The sequence below is a fragment of the Vibrio sp. 2017_1457_13 genome (genome assembly GCF_030851525.1).
GTDB classification, from domain to species: domain Bacteria; phylum Pseudomonadota; class Gammaproteobacteria; order Enterobacterales; family Vibrionaceae; genus Vibrio; species Vibrio metschnikovii.
Map to the genome: position 1 here is coordinate 156,128 of NZ_VHTA01000007.1, position 23,769 is coordinate 179,896.

At 44.9% G+C, this 23,769-nt stretch carries 19 protein-coding genes and 3 tRNA genes; 14 read left to right on the forward strand and 8 right to left on the reverse strand.

Annotation, left to right across the window (positions count from 1 at the left end; all coding sequences use genetic code 11):
• Nucleotides 1–3: 3 nt before the first annotated feature.
• The 7 genes from mrdA to lipA all read left to right on the forward strand — a co-directional run bounded on the left by mrdA (nucleotide 4) and on the right by lipA (nucleotide 7,390).
• Nucleotides 4–1,887, forward strand: a complete 1,884-nt coding sequence (gene mrdA / locus FKN88_RS11720) for a penicillin-binding protein 2 (RefSeq protein WP_154168762.1) — start codon at nucleotides 4–6, stop codon at nucleotides 1,885–1,887.
• Entirely contained in the window at nucleotides 1,887–3,008 is a 1,122-nt protein-coding gene (gene rodA, locus FKN88_RS11725; RefSeq protein ID WP_154168764.1) for a rod shape-determining protein RodA, read from the forward strand. Before mrdA ends, rodA begins: the two co-directional genes overlap by 1 nt.
• A gap of 5 nt (nucleotides 3,009–3,013) precedes the next feature.
• Nucleotides 3,014–3,811: a septal ring lytic transglycosylase RlpA family protein gene (locus tag FKN88_RS11730; protein ID WP_154168766.1), complete on the forward strand. Its 798-nt coding sequence runs from the start codon at nucleotides 3,014–3,016 to the stop codon at nucleotides 3,809–3,811.
• Nucleotides 3,812–3,938: 127 nt separating this feature from the next.
• Nucleotides 3,939–5,114 carry a serine hydrolase gene (locus FKN88_RS11735; protein ID WP_040904560.1) on the forward strand — a complete coding sequence of 392 codons (1,176 nt, stop codon included), beginning with the start codon at nucleotides 3,939–3,941 and terminating at the stop codon, nucleotides 5,112–5,114.
• Between the two features lie 168 nt (nucleotides 5,115–5,282).
• Entirely contained in the window at nucleotides 5,283–5,561 is a 279-nt protein-coding gene (ybeD, locus tag FKN88_RS11740; RefSeq protein WP_072668655.1) for a DUF493 family protein YbeD, read from the forward strand.
• 204 nt (nucleotides 5,562–5,765) lie between these two features.
• Nucleotides 5,766–6,428 carry a lipoyl(octanoyl) transferase LipB gene (gene lipB / locus FKN88_RS11745; RefSeq protein WP_004395729.1) on the forward strand — a complete coding sequence of 221 codons (663 nt, stop codon included), beginning with the start codon at nucleotides 5,766–5,768 and terminating at the stop codon, nucleotides 6,426–6,428.
• Nucleotides 6,425–7,390: a lipoyl synthase gene (lipA, locus tag FKN88_RS11750; protein WP_004395730.1), complete on the forward strand. Its 966-nt coding sequence runs from the start codon at nucleotides 6,425–6,427 to the stop codon at nucleotides 7,388–7,390. The genes lipB and lipA overlap by 4 nt, the downstream gene beginning before the upstream one ends.
• Nucleotides 7,391–7,547: 157 nt before the next feature.
• Here lipA and glyA read toward each other — a convergent pair whose 3' ends face one another.
• Complete coding sequence (glyA, locus tag FKN88_RS11755) at nucleotides 7,548–8,798, reverse strand: serine hydroxymethyltransferase (protein ID WP_154168768.1); 1,251 nt, start codon at nucleotides 8,796–8,798, stop codon at nucleotides 7,548–7,550.
• Nucleotides 8,799–9,175: 377 nt separating this feature from the next.
• On the opposite strand from glyA, the gene FKN88_RS11760 reads away from it, so the two are divergent.
• On the forward strand, nucleotides 9,176–9,778 hold the full coding sequence (locus FKN88_RS11760; RefSeq protein WP_154168770.1) for a YitT family protein: 603 nt from the start codon (nucleotides 9,176–9,178) through the stop codon (nucleotides 9,776–9,778).
• A 91-nt stretch (nucleotides 9,779–9,869) separates the two neighbouring features.
• Here the strand turns inward: FKN88_RS11760 and vexH are convergent, their stop codons facing one another.
• Complete coding sequence (gene vexH / locus FKN88_RS11765) at nucleotides 9,870–12,980, reverse strand: vibriobactin export RND transporter permease subunit VexH (RefSeq protein ID WP_154168772.1); 3,111 nt, start codon at nucleotides 12,978–12,980, stop codon at nucleotides 9,870–9,872.
• On the reverse strand, nucleotides 12,980–14,026 hold the full coding sequence (locus tag FKN88_RS11770) for an efflux RND transporter periplasmic adaptor subunit (RefSeq protein ID WP_161438520.1): 1,047 nt from the start codon (nucleotides 14,024–14,026) through the stop codon (nucleotides 12,980–12,982). Before FKN88_RS11770 ends, vexH begins: the two co-directional genes overlap by 1 nt.
• 411 nt (nucleotides 14,027–14,437) lie before the next feature.
• Here FKN88_RS11770 and FKN88_RS11775 point away from each other — a divergent pair.
• The 3 genes from FKN88_RS11775 to FKN88_RS11785 all read left to right on the forward strand — a co-directional run bounded on the left by FKN88_RS11775 (nucleotide 14,438) and on the right by FKN88_RS11785 (nucleotide 14,871).
• Nucleotides 14,438–14,522, forward strand: a tRNA-Tyr gene (locus tag FKN88_RS11775).
• 89 nt (nucleotides 14,523–14,611) lie between these two features.
• Nucleotides 14,612–14,696, forward strand: a tRNA-Tyr gene (locus tag FKN88_RS11780).
• Between the two features lie 90 nt (nucleotides 14,697–14,786).
• Nucleotides 14,787–14,871 (forward strand) — tRNA-Tyr (locus tag FKN88_RS11785).
• Nucleotides 14,872–15,020: 149 nt separating this feature from the next.
• Here the strand turns inward: FKN88_RS11785 and treC are convergent.
• The 4 genes from treC to gmhB all read right to left on the reverse strand — a co-directional run bounded on the left by treC (nucleotide 15,021) and on the right by gmhB (nucleotide 20,061).
• Entirely contained in the window at nucleotides 15,021–16,706 is a 1,686-nt protein-coding gene (gene treC / locus FKN88_RS11790; RefSeq protein WP_306687642.1) for an alpha,alpha-phosphotrehalase, read from the reverse strand.
• Between the two features lie 61 nt (nucleotides 16,707–16,767).
• Nucleotides 16,768–18,192 (reverse strand): PTS trehalose transporter subunit IIBC, encoded by a 1,425-nt coding sequence (gene treB, locus FKN88_RS11795; protein ID WP_154168774.1) that lies wholly within the window; start codon nucleotides 18,190–18,192, stop codon nucleotides 16,768–16,770.
• A 343-nt stretch (nucleotides 18,193–18,535) separates the two neighbouring features.
• On the reverse strand, nucleotides 18,536–19,489 hold the full coding sequence (gene treR, locus FKN88_RS11800) for a trehalose operon repressor TreR (RefSeq protein WP_004395736.1): 954 nt from the start codon (nucleotides 19,487–19,489) through the stop codon (nucleotides 18,536–18,538).
• Nucleotides 19,489–20,061: a D-glycero-beta-D-manno-heptose 1,7-bisphosphate 7-phosphatase gene (gene gmhB / locus FKN88_RS11805; RefSeq protein ID WP_154168776.1), complete on the reverse strand. Its 573-nt coding sequence runs from the start codon at nucleotides 20,059–20,061 to the stop codon at nucleotides 19,489–19,491. The genes treR and gmhB overlap by 1 nt, the downstream gene beginning before the upstream one ends.
• Before the next feature lie 265 nt (nucleotides 20,062–20,326).
• Between gmhB and metN the strand changes: the two genes are divergently transcribed.
• The 3 genes from metN to FKN88_RS11820 are packed head-to-tail and all read left to right on the forward strand — an operon-like array spanning nucleotide 20,327 to nucleotide 22,877.
• Entirely contained in the window at nucleotides 20,327–21,361 is a 1,035-nt protein-coding gene (gene metN / locus FKN88_RS11810) for a methionine ABC transporter ATP-binding protein MetN (RefSeq protein WP_040904568.1), read from the forward strand.
• Nucleotides 21,351–22,037: a methionine ABC transporter permease gene (locus tag FKN88_RS11815; RefSeq protein WP_154168778.1), complete on the forward strand. Its 687-nt coding sequence runs from the start codon at nucleotides 21,351–21,353 to the stop codon at nucleotides 22,035–22,037. The genes metN and FKN88_RS11815 overlap by 11 nt, the downstream gene beginning before the upstream one ends.
• A gap of 27 nt (nucleotides 22,038–22,064) precedes the next feature.
• A complete protein-coding gene (locus FKN88_RS11820; protein ID WP_306687643.1) occupies nucleotides 22,065–22,877 on the forward strand; it encodes a MetQ/NlpA family lipoprotein in 813 nt (270 codons plus the stop codon).
• 96 nt (nucleotides 22,878–22,973) lie between these two features.
• Here FKN88_RS11820 and FKN88_RS11825 read toward each other — a convergent pair whose 3' ends face one another.
• On the reverse strand, nucleotides 22,974–23,765 hold the full coding sequence (locus FKN88_RS11825) for a Zn-ribbon-containing protein (protein ID WP_154168782.1): 792 nt from the start codon (nucleotides 23,763–23,765) through the stop codon (nucleotides 22,974–22,976).
• Nucleotides 23,766–23,769: the final 4 nt, after the last annotated feature.

A 23,769-nucleotide genomic window follows, 5' to 3' on the forward strand; every position in this document is an offset into this window, starting at 1 on the left:
GCGATGTTGCGTAAGCGAAGTCCAATCAGAGATTACCAAGCGGAAGCCCGACTGTTTCGTCGTCGAGCTATCGTCGCTTTCATGGGAATTGTCGTGGCAATGGGTGTGCTGATCACCAACCTCTATCATATTCAGGTGAAACAGTACCAAGATTACAAAACCCGCTCCAACGATAATCGCATTAAAATTGTCCCGATTGCCCCCAACCGTGGGTTAATTTACGATCGCAATGGTCATTTACTGGCGGAAAATCGTCCTGTGTTTAACTTGGAAATTATTCCTGAACAAGTAAACAATATGGACGATACCATCGCTCGTCTGCAGCAAATTTTAACCATTCCAGAAGAACGAATTGCGGCGTTCGAAAGAGATCGCCGCCAAACTCGACGCTTTAATGCCATTCCTCTACTCACACAACTCAGTCATGAAGATGTGGCGAAGTTTTCCGTGCATCAGCATAATTTCCCAGGGGTATCGGTGAGCGCGAATTTAAAGCGTTTTTATCCTTATGGAGAAGTCTTAACTCATGTAATTGGCTACGTATCACGAATTAACGATCGCGATGTAGAACGACTACAACGTGAAGGTAAAGCCGCTAACTATCAAGCAACACGCGATATTGGTAAGTTAGGCATTGAGCGTTACTACGAAGATCTGTTACACGGCACCGCTGGCTATCAAGAAGTTGAAGTTAATAGCCGTGGACGCATTATTCGGACCTTAAAATACGTGCCGCCGTCTCCCGGTAAAGATATTGTTCTTAACTTGGATATTGACTTACAGCTTTATATCCATCAATTACTGGACGGTCGCCGCGGCTCGGCGATTGTCTTAGATCCAGAAGATAACGGCATACTAGCGATGGTCTCAAGCCCAAGTTATGATCCGAATCCTTTTGTGCATGGCATTTCATCAACCGAATACAATAAGTTACTGAATGACATTAACCGTCCTTTAGTTAACCGAGCGACCTTGGGGATTTATCCACCAGCTTCAACCGTAAAGCCGTTTATTGCTCCAGCAGCATTACACGATGGCATCATTACGCCAAGAACGACACGTAACGATCATGGTTCTTGGCAAATCCCCAATTCCGACACGCGCCCTTTTCGAGACTGGCTGCGCTGGGGGCATGGCAGGGTTGATATCTTAAAAGCGATTGAAGAATCGGTAGATACCTTTTTCTACCAAATTGCTTACGATATGGGAATTGATAACTTATCGACTTGGATGATGCGTTTTGGGTTTGGAGATTTAACTGGCATCGATATTTTCGAAGAAAGTCGAGCCAATATGCCCACTCGTGAATGGAAAATGGCTCGTCATCGTACCCCTTGGTACAAAGGTGACACTATCCCGGTTGGAATTGGTCAAGGTTATTGGACCGCAACACCGATGCAATTGGCGAAAGCGACTTCGGTGGTTGCGAATAAAGGGAAAGTGATTGCCCCGCATTTACTGCGCTCTACGATTAAAAACGGTCAGCCTTTCTCGACTCAAAAAGAGACCGAATACGTAACCTTCCCTCCTCTTGATGAAATTGATGACAAGTACTGGGATATTGCGATACAAGGGATGTATCTGGTTAACCACGGTAGTCGAGGCACCGCTCGACGTGCCTTTCAAGGCTTAAAATACAAAAGTGCCGGTAAATCAGGAACCGCGCAGGTCTTTGGTCTAGCAGAAGGTCAAGAGTATGACGCCGACGAACTGGCTGAACATTTACGCAATCATGCACTCTACGTTGGTTTTGCGCCCATCGATCATCCGAAACTGATCGTCAGCTTAGTACTCGAAAACGCAGGTGGTGGTTCCGGTGTTGCGGCTCCCGTCGTGAGACGTATTTTTGATCATGTGATCTTGAGGCCACAAGAGGATAAACCATAATGAAGATGGATCCCGCTACCGGACAAAACCGGGCTTTTTTTGAACGTTTGCATATTGATCTGCCCTTATTACTTGCTCTATTAGTGGTCATGGGATTTGGCTTGGTCGTGATGTACAGTGCTGGTGGACAAAGTTTAGCGATGATGGAGCGCCAAGCCATGCGTATGGTTATGGCGCTGTTAGTGATGGTTGGCTTAGCACAGCTCTCACCGAGAAGCTACGAACGTTTAGCGCCGCTGTTGTTTTTTTGTGGCGTGATATTGTTGCTGGGGGTACTCTTTTTTGGAGAATCCTCCAAAGGAGCACAACGTTGGCTCAATCTCGGTTTCATCCGTTTTCAGCCGTCAGAACTGCTGAAACTGGCTGTACCACTAATGGTGGCACGATATATTGGTCAACGACCTATTCCAGCAGATTTAATGACCCTAGCCGTCGCATTAATGATGGTCTTTTTCCCAGCAATATTGATCGCCAAACAGCCTGACTTAGGGACCTCCATTTTGATTGCAGCTTCCGGTATTTTTGTTATTTTCTTAGCCGGTATTAGTTGGAAAATCATCTCGGCAGCCGTGATCGCCGTTAGTGCGTTTGTCCCTGTCATGTGGTTTTTCTTTATGCGCGAATATCAAAAAACTCGCGTACGTACCTTGTTTGATCCAGAATCCGATCCACTGGGAGCGGGGTATCACATCATTCAAAGTAAAATCGCAATTGGTTCGGGAGGCTTATCAGGTAAAGGTTGGTTACATGGTACCCAGTCTAACTTAGAGTTTTTACCCGAAAGGCATACCGACTTTATCTTCGCCGTCATTGCTGAGGAATGGGGGTTGATTGGCGTACTTGCTCTGCTCGCAGCCTATTTATTTATTATTGGTCGAGGACTGTACCTTGCTGGTAGTGCTCAAACCGCTTTTGGTCGGATGATGGCGGGAAGTATTGTTTTAAGTTTCTTTGTCTATGTCTTTGTTAATATCGGCATGGTGAGTGGCATTTTACCCGTTGTTGGCGTCCCGCTGCCCCTGATCAGCTATGGCGGTACATCGATGGTGACACTCATGGCCGGATTTGGCATTTTGATGTCGATTCACACCCATCGTAAAGCGTTTTCTAAGGCGAATTGAACCGTATGAAATCATCTCACTATCCATTGCTCTTAAGCTTACTTTGTAGCGCTTTACTCATCGGTTGCAGCAGTAAACCAACCGGGCGTTACGCTTTATTTAATGACGTAGCGCCTAATACGCCGATTTCTGTCGCACATATTGAAGATGCCTACCCGCAATACGAACCCTACAGCCTAGGGGGAAATCGCGATTACACACTGCGCGGTGAGAGCTACCAGATCATTCGTAATCCCAAGGGGTTCACTGAGCGTGGCCAAGCGTCGTGGTATGGGAAAAAATTTCATGGCCATCTAACGTCTAATGGCGAAATTTATGACATGTATTCAATGACGGCTGCACATAAAACGCTGCCCCTGCCAAGCTATGTCAAAGTCACCAATTTGGATAATGGCCGAGAAGCCATTGTTAGAGTCAATGATCGTGGTCCATTTCATGAAGGGCGGATTATTGATTTAAGTTACGCTGCCGCGTATAAGTTAGGCGTCATTCAAACGGGGACAGCCAATGTTGACATTGCGGTCATTACCGTAGAAAGAAACAGCAATCGTCCTCTTAAAACACCGTTTGCCCAGTATGTTATTCAAGTTGCAGCCTCCCAGCATCAACAGCGAGTAGAGCAGTTATCCGCCGAGATGAGTGAACAACTGACGGTCCCAAGTTTTGTCGAGAGTAACCATCAACAGCATCGGTTATTTCTAGGGCCGTTTACTGACTATGCCCTGACGCAAGAAATACTTGAGCGTGTAAAATCGCTCGGTTACGACACCGCTTTTGTGAGAAAACACCACGCAAAACCGTAACGTCGATGCAAAGCAGATCGGTCTTCTCCTTTATCCGCTCAACGATACATGGAGGAATGAGCGGTCTGATTTGCAAGGTCGTTTCTGTTAAGCTATTCGATAACTAACCAATAGTTTTAATATTATTATGAAAAAAATCTCTCTATTTTCTGTTTTAGCGACATCTTTTGCGCTATCTGCTACGTTTTCAGCATCCTCTTTTGCTGCACCGACTGTCATTCCAGATGCCCCACAAATTGCCGCCAAAGGCTATGTGCTGATGGACTACCATTCAGGGAAAATCCTCGCTGAGAAAGAGATGAACACAAAGCTCTCTCCAGCCAGTCTAACCAAGATGATGACCAGCTATGTTATCGGCCAAGAGCTTAACCGTGGCAATATTTCTCTCGATGACGATGTGGTGATCAGCGAAAATGCGTGGGCGAAAAACTACCCCGATTCATCAAAAATGTTCATCGAGGTAGGCACTTCGGTTAAAGTCCGAGATCTGAATAAAGGGATTATTATTCAATCAGGTAACGATGCCTGTGTTGCGATGGCAGAACATGTCGCAGGTTCAGAAGATGCTTTTGTCGATCTCATGAATGCTTGGGCCAGTTCACTGAACATGACCAACACACATTTTGCCAATGTGCATGGACTCGATCACCCTGAACTCTACTCTACGCCTTATGATATGGCCTTATTAGGTCAAGCATTAATCCGAGACGTGCCAGATGAATACGCTCTCTACGCCGAGCAAAAATTCACCTACAACGGCATAACCCAATACAATCGTAACGGATTACTTTGGGATAAAAGTATGAACGTCGACGGCATTAAAACTGGCCATACGACTAATGCTGGTTACAGTTTGGTCAGCTCAGCGACCGAAGGCAACATGCGCTTGATTGCCGTCGTGATGGGGACTAAAGATATTAATTCTCGTAAAACGGAAAGTAAAAAGCTGCTCAGTTACGGTTTCCGCTTTTTTGAAACAGTCGCTCCGCACAAAGCAGGCGAAACCTTTGTTAACGAAACGATTTGGATGGGCGACAAACCAACCGTTGCACTGGGTGTAAAACAAGATACTTACGTTACGCTGCCACGCGGTCAAACCAAAGATCTGACGGCTAGCTTTGTCTTAGAAAAAGAGCTCAAAGCACCAATCAATAAAGGGGATGTCGTGGGTACCCTCTATTACCAAGTACAAGGTAATGAAATTGCTCAATATCCTCTGATGGCGTTAGAAGATGTCAAAGAGGGTGGTCTATTAAGTCGTCTATGGGATTACTTAGTACTACTCTTTAAAAGCTTGTTCTAATTCCGAGTGTTAAAGGGGTGGTAGCCTCCCCTTTAACACTTGCTGTAATGTGGGTACGTTTGCTAGCTCAGCGAAACTCATCGCCGCGTTAGCCTATCGCCAACTTGAGATATCTTTAAATTGACGGTACTATCCGCCACCGCTTAAGCAAATCTTGGAGCTTTCACTATGATGACCATAAACTCTGATGCCAAATTAAAAGATCTTTTAGAGTTTCCTTGTTCTTTTACTTACAAAGTTATGGGCCATGCGAAACCTGAGTTACCAGAACTTGTGTTAGAAGTGATCCAGCGCCATGCTCCTGGTGACTATAGTCCGCGAGTTAAACCAAGTGGCAAAGGCAACTACCATTCGGTTTCGGTGACCATCACGGCGACGTCGATTGAGCAAGTAGAAACACTGTATAAAGAGCTAGGCGATATCGAGATCGTCCGTATGGTTCTATAACACTGAGTTGCAGCGAAACATCAAAAAAATTTTAATTATTATACATTATTTTTAAAGCAGCATTATGCTGCTTTTTTTTATTTTTCATCACCTTAAATTACTCATAAAAAAAATGAGGTTAAAAAAATCCCCGAGATGAGTAGTTCAAAGCGTCTAAGATGTTTATAATCAAAAAACTTTATATATCACTGATGGACAACGACAATGGATAATCCGCTTGTTATCAGGCGACTGGGTCGACAAGATTATTTGCCTGTTTGGCAAGCCATGCATCAGTTTACCGATCAACGTGATGAACAAACGGCCGATGAAATATGGCTTGTTGAACACCATCCCGTTTTTACCCAAGGTCAAGCAGGTAAAGCTGAGCATCTTCTCAATCCAGGAAATATCCCGGTCGTACAGAGTGATCGTGGTGGTCAAGTCACTTATCATGGCCCAGGTCAATTAGTGGTCTATGTGTTGATTAATTTAAGACGCAAGAAGCTCGGCGTTCGAGAATTGGTCACTGGTATTGAACAACTCGTGATCGACACTTTAAAAACCTATCATATTAATTCTGCCGCTCGCCCAGATGCTCCAGGTGTCTATGTCGATGGAAAGAAAATATGCTCACTAGGTTTACGTATTCGTAAAGGCTGTTCATTTCACGGTCTTGCCCTTAACGTCAATATGGATCTTTCTCCTTTTCTGCGCATTAACCCTTGTGGTTATCAAGGCATGGAAATGGTGCAAGTCTGCGACTTAGGTGGGCCAGATAACTTAGCAGAAATTGAACAGCAAATGATCCAAGAGCTTGTCCGTTTATTCGGTTATCAACAAGTCGAATTCAGCACAGAAGCACCTTTTATAGGTAAAATAGCATGAGCAAACCAATTCAAATGGAAAAAGGCGTTAAATACCGTGACGCCGATAAAATGGCACTGATTCCGGTGAAAAACATGCCGGTTGAGCAAAAAGAAGTGCTACGTAAGCCATCGTGGATGAAAATAAAACTCCCTGCCGATAGCCAGCGTATACAAGAAATTAAAGCCGCGATGCGTAAAAATAATCTTCACTCTGTCTGTGAAGAAGCGTCTTGCCCTAACTTGGCGGAGTGCTTTAATCATGGCACCGCTACGTTTATGATCCTTGGTGCTATCTGTACTCGACGTTGTCCATTTTGTGATGTAGCCCATGGACGCCCGAATGCCGTTGATGCCGCTGAGCCGAAAAAACTCGCTGAAACCATTCGTGATATGAAGCTCAAGTATGTCGTGATCACTTCCGTCGACCGTGATGACTTACGCGATGGTGGCGCTGAACATTTTGCAGACTGCAACCGCGAAATTCGCGCGCTCAATCCGGGGATCCGTATCGAAACCTTAGTCCCTGATTTTCGTGGTCGCATGGACATTGCGCTAGAAAAACTCAAAGACAATCCGCCAGATGTGCTTAACCATAACCTAGAAACGGCTCCACGCCTGTACCGTAAAGCGCGCCCTGGGGCAAACTATAAATGGTCTTTAGAATTGCTGCGTAAGTTTAAAGAGCAGCATCCTGATGTACCAACAAAATCAGGGATCATGATGGGCTTAGGTGAAACTAAAGAAGAGATCATCCAAGTCTTAAAAGATTTACGAGAGCATGGCGTGACGATGCTAACATTAGGTCAGTATTTGGCACCAAGTCGTCACCATCTACCAGTTGAGCGCTACGTGCCACCTGAAGAATTTGATGAACTAAAAGAGATCGCTCTTGAGCTTGGCTTTACCCATGCTGCGTGTGGACCTTTTGTTCGCTCATCTTATCATGCGGATTTGCAAGCGAAGGGATTAGAAGTCAAATAACCCTATCGAATCTATACGGTTATCAGCCTATAACAACTAGGCTCAACGCGATGAGTTAATGACTAGCGTGAGCCTATCAATCAATATCGCTGATTGATAGGCTCACGTTACAAAAATGGCCCGCTTAGCGGGCCATTTTATCTACTATGACAAAGTATTAAGCGTAAACCGGTAAGCGTTGACAAATCGCTAACACTTTCTGTTTAGTCGCTTCAATAACCGCTTGATCGTTGGCGTTATCTAATACGTCACACATCCAGTTTGCCAAATCTTGTGCATCTTGCTCAGTAAATCCACGACGTGTGATCGCTGGCGTTCCAATACGGATGCCCGAGGTTACAAATGGGCTACGAGGATCGTTGGGTACCGAGTTCTTGTTCACGGTGATATTCGCAGCCCCCAGTGCGGCATCGGCTTCTTTACCAGTAATGCCTTTATCGATCAAATCGACTAAGAATAGGTGATTCTCGGTGCTGTTAGAAACAATCTTGTAACCGCGCTCTTGGAATTGAGCCACCATCGCTTTGGCATTTTTTACTACGCGTGCTTGGTACTCTTTAAACTCAGGCTCCATTGCTTCTTTAAATGCTACCGCTTTAGCCGCAATAACATGCATTAATGGACCACCTTGCCCACCCGGGAAAACCGCCGAGTTAAGCTTTTTATACATCTCTTCGCCCGCATTGGACAAAATCAAACCACCACGAGGGCCGGCTAACGTTTTATGGGTCGTCGTGGTCACTACATGCGCATAAGGGAGCGGCGTTGGATAAACCCCAGCAGCAATCAAACCAGCGACGTGTGCCATATCGACAAAAAAGTAAGCGTCGACTTTATCGGCAATTTCGCGCATCCGTTTCCAATCAACGATTTGCGAATAAGCCGAGAAACCACCAATGATCATCTTTGGCTTGTGCTCAAGAGCCAGTGCTTCCATCTCTTCGTAATTGATCTTACCGCTTTCATCAATACCGTATGGGATAATATTGTAGTGCTTACCAGAAAAGTTAACTGGAGAGCCATGAGTTAAATGACCACCATGAGCCAGACTCATGCCTAATACCGTATCCCCTGGGTTAAGCAACGCCATATAAACGGCACTGTTAGCCTGAGAACCAGAGTGTGGCTGAACGTTAGCGTACTCACAACCAAATAGCTGACAAGCGCGATCAATCGCTAATGCTTCAGCTTTATCAACGTATTCACAACCGCCGTAATAACGTTTGCCTGGGTAACCTTCAGCGTATTTGTTGGTGAGCTGAGAGCCTTGTGCTTCCATAACCCGTGGGCTAGTGTAGTTTTCTGAAGCGATAAGCTCGATGTGTTCTTCTTGACGAAGCGTTTCTTCTTGGATTGCTGCGAATAACTCCGCATCGTAATCAGCGATATTCATATCACGCTTAAGCATCTGTATCTCCTGACTCAGATTTATCTGAAATTAGCTATCCCCAAACGACTTAGTATCTTTTGGGCATAAAAACCACACAATGACCCAACGCAAACGTTTTCGTCACCCTAACGGCGCGCATTCTACCTAATTTAACGTGTCTCATAAAGTGTAAATTACATAAAATATCATGCAGTTTTTTCATCATGACTAACGATAATAGTCCGCTCAACGTGAACCTATCGCTTAAGTGTCAATGTTACGCTTTACAGCCTGTAAAACGCCAATGACATAGATCTACCTTAATTTCACCTAGTATGCTACCGGAAATCGCGACTTTTCATTACTATAGCGCGCAACTATTCCCTCTAATCCGATTGATCTTTTGAGCTGTAGCAATGGATAAACACACCCACAAAGAAGATATAATCGCCATGCTGACTGGAACGTTCTTAGTCGCGCAAGGCGTCTTTTTTCTCCAAGCTGGAGAACTACTGACTGGCGGAACCGCTGGATTGGCACTGCTGATGACCCACTTTTTGCCTTGGTCATTTGGCTGGCTGTATTTTATAGCTAATAGTCCATTTTATTTATTAGCTTGGCGTCGTTTCGGTGGTCGATTTGCTATCAATAGCGCCTTATGCGGGGCATTAGTCTCGGTTTTTACTGATCATTTGGCCATGTTCATTACCCTTAGTGAGATAAATCCATTTTACTGTGCGCTGGCGGGCGGACTATTAATGGGCCTCGGCATGCTGATTCTTTTTCGTCATCGCGCGAGTTTAGGCGGTTTTAATGTCCTCTGTTTAGCGATACAAGATAGGCATGCAATACCTGCGGGTCATGTACAGATGGTGATCGACGGATTAATACTGAGTGCTTCTTTGTTCTTTATTAGCCCGAGTACGATGTTGTTATCCATTTTTGGGGCGATTATCTTGAATCTAGTACTGAGTATGAATCACAAACCCACTCGCTATAACGTTACTTATCAACCTTAAATCTAAGTGCTAGTCATGAAAAACGCCTTAAGCCGACATCGGTTTAAGGCGTTTTTCTTTATACGCTAATCAAAACAGCGCTCATTATTGATTAATGGGTTGCACGTGATTTCACATCATGACTGATCGCTTTATCCAATTCAGCAGCCACGTGGCCCGGTGAACGCGTCGTTTGTGAAATCAGTCGATACATCGCTGGAATAACAAATAATGTCACCAATGACGCAAACGCCATCCCAAAGAAAATCACGGTCCCGACCGAAACTCGACTTTCATAGCCCGCTCCTGTCGATAAAATCAGTGGTATCGCTCCAGCCAGAGTGGTAAACGCCGTCATCAGAATCGGCCGTAGACGTCGCGCAGCAGCATCAATGATGGCTTTCTCAAATTCATAGCCTCGATCGCGCAGCTGGTTGGCAAATTCAACAATCAGAATACCATTTTTCGTCACCATACCGATCAGCATGATCATCCCAATTTGGCTATAAATGTTCATCCCCTGCCCCATGACAAATAGCCCGACAAATCCACCGAACACACCCATAGGCACAGTGAACATCACCACTAACGGATTGATAAAGCTTTCAAATTGCGCCGCCAAGACCAAATAGGCGACTAGTAAAGCTAATGCAAAGACAATCGCAACGCTGGATTGATTTTCTCGAAAATCTTTTGATTCCCCCGAGTAACTGACGGTGATATCACTCGGTAATATCTCTTGAGCTGTGTTATCCAAAAAGTCGAGCGCTTGGCCTAAGGTATACCCCTCGGCAAGGTTAGCCGTCATAGTGATCGCTTTTTGCTTATTGTAACGCGCTAAACGAATCGAGGATGCGACCTCTTCAATATGGGTCAAAGTGTCTAAGGTCACTAACTCCCCTGATGCTGTTCGCAAGTAGATCTGACTCAAATCTGAAGCGTTATTGAAGCGATTTTCGTCACCACGTAAATACACATCGTATTCTTCTCCTCGCTCGACAAAGGTTGTGACCTTTTGTCCACCAAGCATCACTTCTAGAGTATTAGAAATCTCTTGTACACTGATACCGAGTTCAGCGGCACGCTGACGATCAACCGACACAACCAGTTCTGGCGTTTTCTCTGAATAGTTACTGTCAACACCAGTCATCATCTGTGATTCTGTTGCACGCTGTTTAAGCACCTCAGTCCATTGTTGTAGCTCTTCATAATCGGATCCACCCAGAACAAACTGCACTGGTTCACTAGAGCCGCCTCTGAAACCCGGCATAAATGGGAACACACGCACATCAGGAATACCCGCCAGCGCTTGTCGTATATGATTCAAAGCCTGTTGAGCGGTGATATCGCGCTCATTCCAATCATCGAGGATCATGATCACAAAGCCAGTTTGATCGCCAGCGTTACCACCAAACGCTGGCGATTGGATACTAAAGGACTTTAAAAAGCCTTGGCCGAGTAATGGCATTAACCGTGATTCGACCAAATCCATATTAGCTGCCATGCGGTTATAACTGGTCGCATCAGCACCACGTACAAACGCAAAAATCACGCCGCGATCTTCAGAAGGGGTTAACTGAGCGGGAACCTGTTGATTAAGCGCATAGCTGCCCCCAACACAGGCGATGATCACTAACGGCGCGGCCCACTTTGCACGCAAAGCGAGTTGTAAAGCACGGCGATAGTTGGCTTCTAATCGAGCAAACAGTTTATCGACCATGCGATTAAAACGGTTCGGTTTGACATTGGCGCGTAAAATTTTGCTGCTTAGAACCGGGGTCAAGGTTAACGCGATTAAAGAAGAGAAAATCACGGACATCGCTAACAGAACCGAAAACTCAGTGAAGAGTAACCCTACCATGCCATCCATAAACGAGATCGGTAAAAAAACCATCACTAAGACCAGTGTGGTAGCAATCACCGCAAACCCCACTTCCTGCGCCCCTTTATAAGCCGCCAGCAAGGGTTTCTCTCCTTGTTCAATATGATGATAGATATTTTCCATCACCACAATCGCGTCATCCACCACCAATCCGATAGCTAAAATTAACGCCATTAACGTGATCAAGTTAATCGAAAAACCAAAATAATAGGCAGCAATCAACGACGATATTAATGAAACCGGCACGGTAACCGCAGGAATTAAGGTCGCACGCGCTTGACCAATAAAAATATACAGCACCAGTACCACCAGCCCACCGGTAATAAAGAGCGTGCTATAGACCTCTTCAATCGAACGCTCAATAAACACCGTTGAGTCGTAATCAATCGCCAATCGAGTTCCTTCTGGTAAAAACGGCTGAACACGATCGACTTCCTGATGAATCCGAGCAGCTACCTCCAGCGGATTGGCGTCAGATTGAGGAATAATCCCCATACTGACATTGACCACTCCATCACTTTTAAAGGTCGAGTTTTCATTTTCCGCCCCGATAAAGACATCCGCTACATCGCGCAAATAGATCGGCGTATTATCACTGGCTTGTTTAATCACTAATGACTGAAAATCATCTTCACTTTGATAGCTTCTCGCCGTGCGTACTGACATCACCGTAGAATCATTACGAACTTGTCCGCCGGGGCTTTCAATATTTTCTCGCCGCAACGCATTGGTAATATCGGTGGTGGTGATACCGCGCCCTGCCATTTGTTCTGGATTAAGACGAACGTACATAACTTTATATAAGCCGCCCGAAATATCCACTGAGCTAACGCCACTGATCAAACTAAACCTATCAACCAGTACGCGATCGATATAATCGGTAAGCTGAGTACGATCCATCGTGGATGAGCTTAAGTTAATGTATACCGAGGCCTCACCCGAACCATTATTCTTAAACACCTGCGGATCATCGGCTTGCTCTGGTAGTGATCGTTTCGCCCGCGCAACGGCATCACGAATATCGCTCACCCCTTCATTCAAATCGTAACCAAGCTTAAAGGTGACGGTAATTCGGGACATGCCATTACGGGTGGTTGAGCTAATTTCATCAATCCCACTGATCCCGGCCAATTGGTCTTCAAGTACTGAAGTGATTTGACTTTCAATAATGGTCGCAGAAGCACCGCTGTATCGCGTCGAAATTGAGACGACAGGGCTTTCAATATCCGGCATTTCACGTACAGAAAGTTTAGAAAAAGAAACCAAACCAAAAACACACAATAGTAAGCTTAACACCACCGCCGCAACGGGGCGTTTTACTGAGATATCCGATAACAACATTATTGTGCGCCTTTCTTAATCGGTTGACCGTCGGCGGTGACTTCTCTTACGCTTAATCCGTCACGCATATTGACAATTCCTTGAACTACAATGCGTTGACCAATCTCTAATCCTCGTTCAATCACCACTTGATTGTCGATTCGAGTGCCCAATAGCACCTCTGTACGAGTCACCCGATGATCGTCACCAACCACATAGACATAGCGTTTGGTGCCTGAATATTCTAGAGCTTGTACCGGGATGATCGGAGCTGAGATAGGCGGAAAGTCGAGTCGAGCAGAAATAAGCATCCCAGGTTTAAGACGTTGCTGAGGATTCTTAAACTCTATCCGCACGCGTAAATTTAACGTTTCTGGATTAATCCGTGAATCGATCGCAACGACTGTACCGGTGAAGACTTGATCAGGCCAAGCGGTCGTTTGTGCTAATACGGTCATCCCGCGTGATAAACTCGATAAATAACGCTCTGGTACATGCAAGTCTAAACGCATCACCGATAGGTTATCCAATGTCATGAGTTCGTTCCCGATACTCACTAATTGACCACGATTAAAATCAATGAAGCCAATCGTGCCATCAAACGGCGCTGTAATACGAAAATCAGCCAACTGAGCTTGAGCAGCCGCTAGTCTTGCTTGAGCAATATCAACACTCGAGCGTTGAGCGTCCAGCTCGGTTTGTGTAATCGCATTACGTTGCACTAAGCGCTCATATTCCGCGAGTTTACGCTGTTCATCACGCAAATAAGCTTGCGCTTCGCTGACGGCGGCTTGAGCTTTAGCATCGTGTAATGTCATCAGCAATTGATCTTTTTTAACCAACTGATTGCTTTTAACCATGATGCTATCGATTCGTCCAGCCGCCTCGGCCGAAATACTTATCGATTGATCAGCCACTAATTTACCAATTAACGATAAACGTTGAGAAATTTGATGTACTTGTACCGACTCAATCACCACAGGCGTCGCCATGGGGGCAGAAGCCATAGTCGAAAAAATCGGCAATGAGATGAATAACAAAGCAACAAGTAGCGATATTTTTTTCATGATCAGGTTCAGGTAACAAGTTACTGATTCCATTGTAACCGTTTCTAAGAACAATAAACGTCAAGTAACGTAAAGATACTTTTAAAAACGGTAAGTTTACTCGTGTGAGTAAACTTAGAATAGAGGCGCTAACGTTCGCAATACTTTGATGATTGACGATAAACATCATTAATAAGGGCTTTGAGAGCAAGATGATGGCTTACACCATCACAACATAAGCAAACTAAGCATAATGAAGATAAACCTTAATATCTGCCATGTTCTGCCCAAAAAGCCAGCATTCAATTCAAAATCATCAAAAAAGGGTTTACAGTAAGGCCGAGTTTGATAATATGCGCTCCGCAGCTGAGCGATGCGTTGGGAAAACGTCGATTCAGCCTCGGATTGAATCGAGTTAATCCGTAAACCCTTGGAGGGGTTCCCGAGTGGCCAAAGGGAGCAGACTGTAAATCTGCCGGCTCCGCCTTCGATGGTTCGAATCCGTCCCCCTCCACCATATTCTCTCGTAAGAGAAATCCTTGATTGATGCGTTGGGAAAACGTCAGTTAAGTGACGTGATAACGAATACGTTATCCGTAAACCCCTGGAGGGGTTCCCGAGTGGCCAAAGGGAGCAGACTGTAAATCTGCCGGCTCCGCCTTCGATGGTTCGAATCCGTCCCCCTCCACCATATTCTCTCGTAAGAGAAATCCTTGATTGATGCGTTGGGAAAACGTCAGTTAAGTGACGTGATAACGAGTACGTTATCCGTAAACCCCTTGGAGGGGTTCCCGAGTGGCCAAAGGGAGCAGACTGTAAATCTGCCGGCTCCGCCTTCGATGGTTCGAATCCGTCCCCCTCCACCATATCGATTAAGCCTGCTCAGAGAGCAGGCTTTTTTGTATCTTCAATCCATACTATCCCCTCTAGCAGGTAGACTTTCAGATAATAAAAAAGGCTTCACATTATTAAACGTGAAGCCAAACATCGAATCTTAAAACAGACTCAATCAGGATTATCGATCAATCACTATCACTCGCGTTTCGTAAGGACGGAGAACTTGATGTGCTAATACCGATTGCTGCTCAATACCGGCATAATTACCTAATAGATAACGAGCATTTTCTAATGGTAACTCATCCGGTAACACCCACTCTTCTTCTTGATCGTAGTAGTTATTGATACACAACAGGATTTGCTGATCATCTTGGCGTTGATACGCAAAGATAGCCGGATGTGACGGCAAGAGATCTCGATAATCACCATGGGTGATGACTGGTACGGTTTTACGTAATTCAATCAAACGTTGATAAAAGTAAAACACCGAATTTTTATCGGCCAGCGCTTGTTCAGCATTGATCTGTGGATAATTACTCGCCACTTCTAGCCAAGGCTGACCTTGGCTAAACCCAGCGTAGGCTTGACTGTTCCACTGCATCGGCGTGCGAGAATTATCACGAGATTTTTGCGCCAAAATCACCAACATCTCTTGATCACTAACCCCTTGCTGATTAACCATAATGTTATACATATTGGTGCTTTCCACATCGCGATACTGCTCAATGGAAGTGTAACCAGGGTTAGTCATGCCAATCTCTTCCCCTTGATAGACATAAGGAGTCCCTTGCATCATATGAATCGAGGCCGCCAACATTTTCGCTGATTCAACCCGATATTTGCTGTCATTGCCCAAACGGCTAACCACCCGCGGTTGATCGTGGTTACACCAAAACAGCGCCCCCCAGCCTTGACCATTTAACCCCGTCTGCCAATGATTGAAAATTTGCTTCAATTGCAGAAAATCAAACGGCGCTTTAGTCCACTTTTCACCATTGAGATAATCGGCTTTAAGGTGATGGAAATTAAATACCATCGACAGCTCTTTACCGTCTAACGAAGAGTATTGCTGGCAATGCTCTAAAGTCGTTGATGACATTTCACCCACCGTTACGCTGCCATAACGCTGGAATACATCGCGGCTGATCTCTTGCAGGTACTCATGAACCCGTGGACCATCGGTATAAAAACGGCGACCATCCCCTTGTTGATCATTAGGAAAATCCTGCTGCTTAGAGATTAAATTAATCACATCTAAGCGAAAGCCATCAACGCCTTTTTCAGCCCAGAATGCAATCACATCTTTGACTTCTTGGCGAACCTGAGGGTTTTCCCAGTTTAAATCCGCCTGCTGCTCAGCAAATAGGTGGAGATAATATTGATTGGTCGCTTTATCGAGCGCCCACGCACTGCCGCCAAACTTTGATTGCCAATTATTGGGGACACCACCCTCGACCGGATCATGCCAAATATAGTAATCACGATAAGGACTATTTTTATCACCCAGAGCCGATTGAAACCATGCATGATCAGTGGAGGTATGGTTAACCACGATATCCATAATGATACGAATACCACGCTGATGCGCCTGTTCTAATAGCTGATCAAAGTCAGCCATGGTGCCAAAATCTGGGTTAATGGCGTAATAATCGGCAATATCATAACCATTATCGATCATCGGCGATTGATAAACCGGCGTTAACCAGATGGCATCGATGCCTAATTTCTGCAAATAATCGAGCTTAGAAATAATACCCGGAATATCGCCAGTGCCTTTATTGCCACTATCGCAAAAGCTTTTCGGATAAATTTGATAAATAGTGGCGGTTTTCCACCATAACGGATCTTGATTAACTGCACTCATAACTTACTCACTTACCAAAATAATCAACAGAGTGGCCAATTAGCCACTCTAAAAATGCTAGTTACGCTTTACTGACTTCTAATTCGCCTTTGGCTAATGCACGCTTGTACATCACTAAGGTCAAGGCAGCCGGAACGATAATCGCCACCACCATCGCGACTAAGAAAGTCAGCCAATATTGCGGTTGAATGGAGAGAATACCTGGCAAGCCACCAACGCCGATGCCATTAGCCATAACGCCAGCACTACCACAAATTGCCGCGGCCAGTGCACTACCAATCATCGCGCTCAACATTGGGAATTTATACTTAAGGTTAATACCGTACATCGCAGGTTCAGTCACACCAAGATAAGCGGAAATTGCCGCTGGCACTGAAATATCGCGTTCACCATGTTTCTTACTGATAATGATGATGCCAACCACAGCAGATGCTTGAGCAATATTAGAAAGAGCAATCAGTGGCCAAATCGGTGTACCACCGAGTTGCTGCATAAGTTGCAAATCAACCGCGTTAGTGGTGTGGTGAATCCCGGTGATCACCAGTGGTGCATAGAGGAAGCCAAACACCATTGAGCCCAACACCGCAAAATCACCCGTCATCGCCGCTTTAGCCGCAAACGCTACCCCATCACCAATCACACGTCCAAATGGACCAATGAATGCATGGGCTAAAATCACCGCTAGAATAATCGATACAAAAGGAACAACGACTAAATACAAATAAGCAGGAATAATGCGTTTGAGATTGGTTTCAATAAAGGCCAACACCACCCCAGCAAGAATGGCAGGAATAACCTGAGCTTGGTAGCCGACTTTTTCAATCGCAAACCAGCCAAAATCCCACACTTCTGGTACTTGAGTACCAATCAGATAGGCGTTCATCAACTGTGGAGAAACCAAGGTTACCCCCAGAGTAATCCCCAAAATCGGTGTCCCACCGAGTTTCTTGACCGTCGACCAACACACCCCGACCGGTAAGAAGAAGAAAATCGCTTCACCAATTAACCATAAAAAGGCATGGACACTGGCCCAAAACTGGCTAATTTCAGTTAATGTTTGGCCATCAAACATCTTGATGTCGCCAATCACATTGCGGAAACCTAAAATCAAACCACCGGTGATGATCGCTGGTAATAGAGGGACAAAGATTTCAGCTAAATGGGAAATACCACGCTCTAACGCATTCATATTTTTACGCGCGGCAAGTTTGGCATCGTCTTTTGACGCTTCTGATTTACCCGTCAGTTGCAGCAAGATTTTATAAACCTCGTCAACCTCAGTACCAATCACTACTTGAAACTGCCCCGCATTAGTAAAGCAACCTTTGACCATACCAATGGTTTCAATCTGCTTAATGTCGGCTTTTTCAGTATCGTTTAATACAAAACGTAAGCGAGTTAAGCAGTGGCTGACACTGGCAATATTTTCATTACCGCCGATCAGCTCAATAAGACGTACCACGTCTTGTTTGACTATCTTACCCATACCCTTATCCACCCTATTTGGTTTTTACTTATAATAGTTGAACTTACTGTGGGAACAATCCCAAATCTGATTGAATAATGACACAATGAATGAAAAACCAAAATGGGAACAATCCCATTAATTGAAAGCGATCACAAACAATCGAATCATCAATAGTAAAAGAGATACGCAACATCCAAAGAATTTGCAGTGGTCGCTAGGTTAACAAAGGTCGTCGCGTTAAAAGAAAGTGGGGATAAAACACGTTAACTCCGACCATACAGAGTTAACGTAAAATGAAGAATAACCCACTGATAATTATGAGGAGTTTTCAGATCACCTAGAAAGCGCAACACTCATGGCGTTATCTAAAATAAGCGGGGGGTTGAGTTAAATGTACCGGTTCGGTTAACTCACCAGATAAGTGTTTAATGAGTAGCTCTGCGGCTTGCTTGCCAGCCTGACGATAACCCGGATCAACGCTATAGATGTTAGGAAATAAAAAAGACAGCAGCTCATTACCACCGACACCCGTTACAACAATGTCATCACGCTGCTGCTCTTGTAAGCGCTTGATTACGCCCAACGCCAAAGTATCGCTGGCACAGACAATGGCCTCAGTATGAGCATTTAAAACGTTATCAACTAACTGATAAGCGCTTTCATGGTGTAGCTCACCGGTTTCAAATCTGGCTTCGATACCCTGCTGTTGGCACCAATTCAGATAAGCTTGTAAGCGCATTAAACCGGTTGTTTTATCTTTTGGATTAACGCCAATAAACGCAATGTTGGTTAATCCTTTATGCTTAAGATGGGTTAAGGCTGCTTCAATTAAAGCTTGATGGTCGTAATTAATCGAAGAAATGGAATCATGATCCATGGCAACCAACACCGCTTTATCTTGCCACTCTGCTAATGACGTTAAATCAATATCCGTAAAACCAAAGACAATCACACCATCGACATTACGCTTTTCAAGTACGTTGAGATGCTCACGGGTTTTATCACGATTAAATTGGCTCTCCATGATCACCACATCATAACCGTGCGCATACAGCACCTGTAACATGCTGCTGATCGAACGATTTTCTGATGGTGAATCTAAGCGGGAAATAATCACCCCCACCACTTTTTGACTGCCGCCACGCATCGACTGAGCGGACTTCGAAGGTACATAACCGCACTCGGCAATCACCTGCTCGACTCGTTGCCGAGTTTCAGGTTTTACTTTCGGATCATTGGTTAATACCCGAGATACCGTCGATTTACCGACACCTGAAAGGCGAGCAATGTCGGTTATGGTCAGTTTTTTAGCCATTAATCCTTTGCCACCAACGATTGAGCAGCCAAATAAGCAGGCACATCGGCAATACTCTCCAACACAACCTCAGCCAAGGCTTCACCTTGTGGAGTAATCGCTTTACCAGTACGAACCAAAATTTTCCGCCCAACGTCTGCCGCTTGAGCAGCCATCATATCTTCCGCTTTATCACCAATCATCACTGAGTTCGCCATGTCTATTTTTAGAAAGTCGCGTGCAGAAAGCAACATTCCCGGCTTAGGCTTACGACAATCACACTCTTGACGATAAGGCTCAACGCCATGTTCTGGATGATGTGGACAATAATAGATACCATCCAGCTCGACACCATGATCGACAAAGTTCCAATCCATCCATTGCGTTAAAGAGAGAAAGCGATCTTCACTAAACAATCCACGAGCTATCCCTGATTGGTTGGTCACCAGTACCAATAAGTAACCCATCTCTTTTAACTGCTTTACCGCAGTGAAGACCCCTTCGATGAAATGAAAATCGTGCTCATCGTGCACATAACCATGATCGACATTAATCACACCATCACGATCCAAAAACACAGCAGGTTTCGCCAAAATATTGCTCTCTTAGGATGTATTTGCTAAGAATTATACTCAACTATACTCAAGATGCTACACGCAAAAGTATTGCATCACTGCCAGTAACGTCAGCACTTCAACTATTCCTTCCTTAATGAGTCGTTAAGTTGATTACTTTTATTTCACGGCAATTTAGACGTCTAGACGTAAAAATATCTATTGACTTAAAAAGCGAGAACTCATAGCATCAAATCAAAGGACAGTTCAGGTGTATGCGCCTATCTCGATACGGGTTTCGTTTATGATTCAACTTCATCAAGTTAATAAAGTCTTTCATCAGGGTGATAAAGCTATTCACGCTTTGAAAAACATTGATCTAGAGATTAGCCAAGGAACGATTTTTGGTGTCATCGGCGCATCAGGAGCGGGGAAAAGTACTCTCATCCGTTGCGTTAACCTATTAGAAAAACCGACCAGTGGACGTGTGATTGTTGATGGGATTGATTTAACTCAGTTAACCAATCAGCAATTAGGCCAAGCCAGACGCAATATTGGGATGATTTTCCAGCACTTTAATCTGCTTTCATCCCGTACCGTGTTCGATAATATTGCTCTACCATTAGAGCTGGCTAATCATACCCATGAGCATATTGAGCACAAAGTTAGCGAGCTACTAACACTTGTCGGTTTAGCGGATAAACGTCATACCTATCCTGCCAATTTAAGTGGCGGCCAGAAGCAACGTGTGGCGATTGCTCGCGCTCTAGCTTGCGAACCCAAAGTGCTGTTATGTGATGAAGCCACCAGTGCGCTTGACCCGGCGACAACTCAATCGATTTTAGAGCTGCTGAAAGAAATTAACCGCAAACTGAATATCACAATTTTACTTATCACCCATGAAATGGATGTCGTGAAAAGCATTTGTCACCAAGTGGCGATCATCGGTGATGGCGAATTGGTGGAAAAAGGCACGGTAGGCGATATTTTCGCACATCCTAAAACCCAATTAGCCCATCAATTTATTCGCTCAACGTTAGATCTGTCTATTCCTGAAGATTATCAGGCTCGCTTACAACCGACTCGTGTGGCTGGAAGCTATCCGTTAGTGCGCTTGGAATTCACAGGAGCCACTGTAGATGCGCCGTTAATGTCACAAATCGCCCGTAAATTTAATATTGACGTCAGTATCTTAAGCTCTGATCTTGATTACGCTGGCGGGGTGAAATTTGGCATGATGGTCGCAGAAATTTTCGGTGATGATGATAATGCTGCGGCGGCGATAGACTATCTTCGCGACAATAATGTAAAAGTTGAGGTGCTTGGTTATGTTCTTTAATACCGTTAATACCATTATCGACTGGATCGCTTTTAATGGTGATTTACTACTCAGCGCCACTTGGCAAACCATTTATATGGTGGCAGTCGCTGGCATTATTGGCTTCGCAATCGGCATTCCACTCGGGGTTATTTTACATACCACCAAACAAGGCGGGTTATTGGAAAATACCAAACTGAACCGTGTCCTTGGCGCTATCGTCAATATTGGCCGCTCGATTCCGTTTTTGGTGTTGATGGTGGCTATCATTCCGATCACCAAAATGCTGGTCGGTACTTTCATTGGCACCACTGCGGCAATTGTTCCTTTAACCATCGGTGCGATTCCTTTTGTTGCCCGTTTAATTGAAGGAGCATTAATTGAAGTGCCAAGCGGACTGGTTGAAGCGGCGCAAGCCATGGGCGCAACGCCTTTACAAATTATTCGTAAAGTCCTGTTACCTGAAGCTATGCCAACCATTTTAAACTCGGTAACCATCACCTTGGTGACCTTAGTCAGCTACTCAGCCATGGCAGGCACCGTGGGAGGCGGCGGTTTAGGTGATGTGGCGATTCGTTATGGCTTTCATCGCTACGACGTCACCATCATGACCGTCACCGTCATCATGCTCATTATTTTGGTACAAATTATTCAATCGGTTGGTGACCACTTAGTGCGCCGCGTTGATCATAGATAATAATGTTTATATAACAAGGAGATAATAATGAAGTTTTCACTTAAAGGTTTATTGGCGATTGCTGCCGCGGCTATTGTATTAACTGTATTAACGGGATGCGGCGAAAAAGCGGTCGACATGAACAAAATCAAAGTTGGCGTGATTGCCGGTGCTGAAGAACAAGTGGCGGAAGTGGCGGCTCGCGTCGCTAAAGAACGCTATAACCTTGAAGTCCAGCTGGTAACGTTTTCTGATTATGTTACCCCAAACGCTGCGCTTAACGATGGTTCGATTGATGCTAACGCATTTCAACATAAACCTTATTTAGATCGTCAAATTGCCGATCGCGGCTATAAGCTAGCGATTGTTGGTAACACTTTTGTTTATCCTATCGCTGGCTATTCAAAACAAATCACCACTCTTGATGAATTAGCTACTGGCTCACGAGTCGCGGTGCCCAATGACCCAACCAATTTAGGTCGCTCTCTATTGCTGCTACAACAACAAGGTTTAATCACCTTACGTGATGATATTGGCCTACTTGCGACCGTGCGTGATATCACTGACAATCCGAAAAACCTGCGCATTATGGAACTGGACGCCGCTCAGCTACCTCGCGCTTTGGATGATGTCGCACTAGCCATCATTAACACCACTTACGCCAGCTCGATTAATCTTACCCCTGAAAAAGACGGTATTTTTGTCGAAGATAAAAACTCACCTTACGTGAACCTACTGGTTGCTCGTCAAGATAATGTTAATGCTGAGAACGTACAAAACTTCCTCAAAGCCTATCAAACTGACGACGTGTATAAAGCCGCCTCAGAAATTTTCCATGGTGGCGCAGTCAAAGGCTGGTAATTGACCAACACTACTGAAAATGCACGACAAAAAAGAGACCGCCACTGGCTGGTCTCTTTTTTATTAGCGGTCATCAGTCAATGCTCGCCATTAGGATCAAGCGACGGGCTCATTTTTCAAATGATCCCAAGAGAGATTAGAAACGATTTTGCAGTCATCGCATTTAAAATGGAAAATCTCATGGATAGGCTCATCCAGTAACCACGCGCCGCCACACTTAGGACAAGGACGAGCTTGCTCATCTGCTAAGCTCGTTCCACCCACTCGGTACTGATAGTAATAGGTCGGGATCTTGGTTAAATACTCGATACGTCCCCGTAAATCCCAACCACGACGAAATAGATCGCTATCAATATCACACAGCTCATGCAGCGCGGCGTGTTCAGCTTTGCAGCCTCCTGCCATCTGAATTTCATCACAAGCTTGCCATTCCGTTTGCCATTTGATCACCGCTTTATGGTCACCATTAAAGGTAGGCGGATTACGATACAAAGGAATAGGCAATAAGGTATCGCCGCTACGAAGTGGCGAGCAAGTATGCACATAAGTGGTGTATAGCACCTGCCAACTCGGTGGCTCGCAGTCTGCTGCTTGTTCTGAGTTAATATCACGGCCAAGCAAACGCACTTTAGGCGCCAGTAAACAAGCCTCCGATAAGCGATGCAAACAAGCTTTGACAAAATCTGAATGGTATTTCGGGTGCAAACTATCTTGCTCTGGGCACACGGCGCGCAAGAAAAACTCGCCATCACCAAGCACCAGCGGAAACTCTCTACCCAATACTTGACCGTTATAGCGCAAGGCATCCATCAAACCGTTGACCGCTTTATCTACCGCACTGATGGTCGTGTTATCAAAACATTCAAACTCAAGCTCTACTACATACATCGTT

Coding starts and splice junctions, on each gene's coding strand:
- FKN88_RS11825 (WP_154168782.1), bottom strand. CDS start 23,765: ATGTATGTAGTAGAGCTTGAGTTTGAATGTTTTGATAACACGACCATC.
- FKN88_RS11730 (WP_154168766.1), top strand. CDS start 3,014: ATGAAATCATCTCACTATCCATTGCTCTTAAGCTTACTTTGTAGCGCT.
- treB (WP_154168774.1), bottom strand. CDS start 18,192: ATGGGTAAGATAGTCAAACAAGACGTGGTACGTCTTATTGAGCTGATC.
- FKN88_RS11735 (WP_040904560.1), top strand. CDS start 3,939: ATGAAAAAAATCTCTCTATTTTCTGTTTTAGCGACATCTTTTGCGCTA.
- FKN88_RS11815 (WP_154168778.1), top strand. CDS start 21,351: ATGTTCTTTAATACCGTTAATACCATTATCGACTGGATCGCTTTTAAT.
- FKN88_RS11760 (WP_154168770.1), top strand. CDS start 9,176: ATGGATAAACACACCCACAAAGAAGATATAATCGCCATGCTGACTGGA.
- treR (WP_004395736.1), bottom strand. CDS start 19,489: ATGGCTAAAAAACTGACCATAACCGACATTGCTCGCCTTTCAGGTGTC.
- FKN88_RS11770 (WP_161438520.1), bottom strand. CDS start 14,026: ATGAAAAAAATATCGCTACTTGTTGCTTTGTTATTCATCTCATTGCCG.
- treC (WP_306687642.1), bottom strand. CDS start 16,706: ATGAGTGCAGTTAATCAAGATCCGTTATGGTGGAAAACCGCCACTATT.
- lipB (WP_004395729.1), top strand. CDS start 5,766: ATGGATAATCCGCTTGTTATCAGGCGACTGGGTCGACAAGATTATTTG.
- metN (WP_040904568.1), top strand. CDS start 20,327: ATGATTCAACTTCATCAAGTTAATAAAGTCTTTCATCAGGGTGATAAA.
- FKN88_RS11820 (WP_306687643.1), top strand. CDS start 22,065: ATGAAGTTTTCACTTAAAGGTTTATTGGCGATTGCTGCCGCGGCTATT.
- ybeD (WP_072668655.1), top strand. CDS start 5,283: ATGATGACCATAAACTCTGATGCCAAATTAAAAGATCTTTTAGAGTTT.
- rodA (WP_154168764.1), top strand. CDS start 1,887: ATGAAGATGGATCCCGCTACCGGACAAAACCGGGCTTTTTTTGAACGT.
- mrdA (WP_154168762.1), top strand. CDS start 4: ATGTTGCGTAAGCGAAGTCCAATCAGAGATTACCAAGCGGAAGCCCGA.
- lipA (WP_004395730.1), top strand. CDS start 6,425: ATGAGCAAACCAATTCAAATGGAAAAAGGCGTTAAATACCGTGACGCC.
- vexH (WP_154168772.1), bottom strand. CDS start 12,980: ATGTTGTTATCGGATATCTCAGTAAAACGCCCCGTTGCGGCGGTGGTG.
- glyA (WP_154168768.1), bottom strand. CDS start 8,798: ATGCTTAAGCGTGATATGAATATCGCTGATTACGATGCGGAGTTATTC.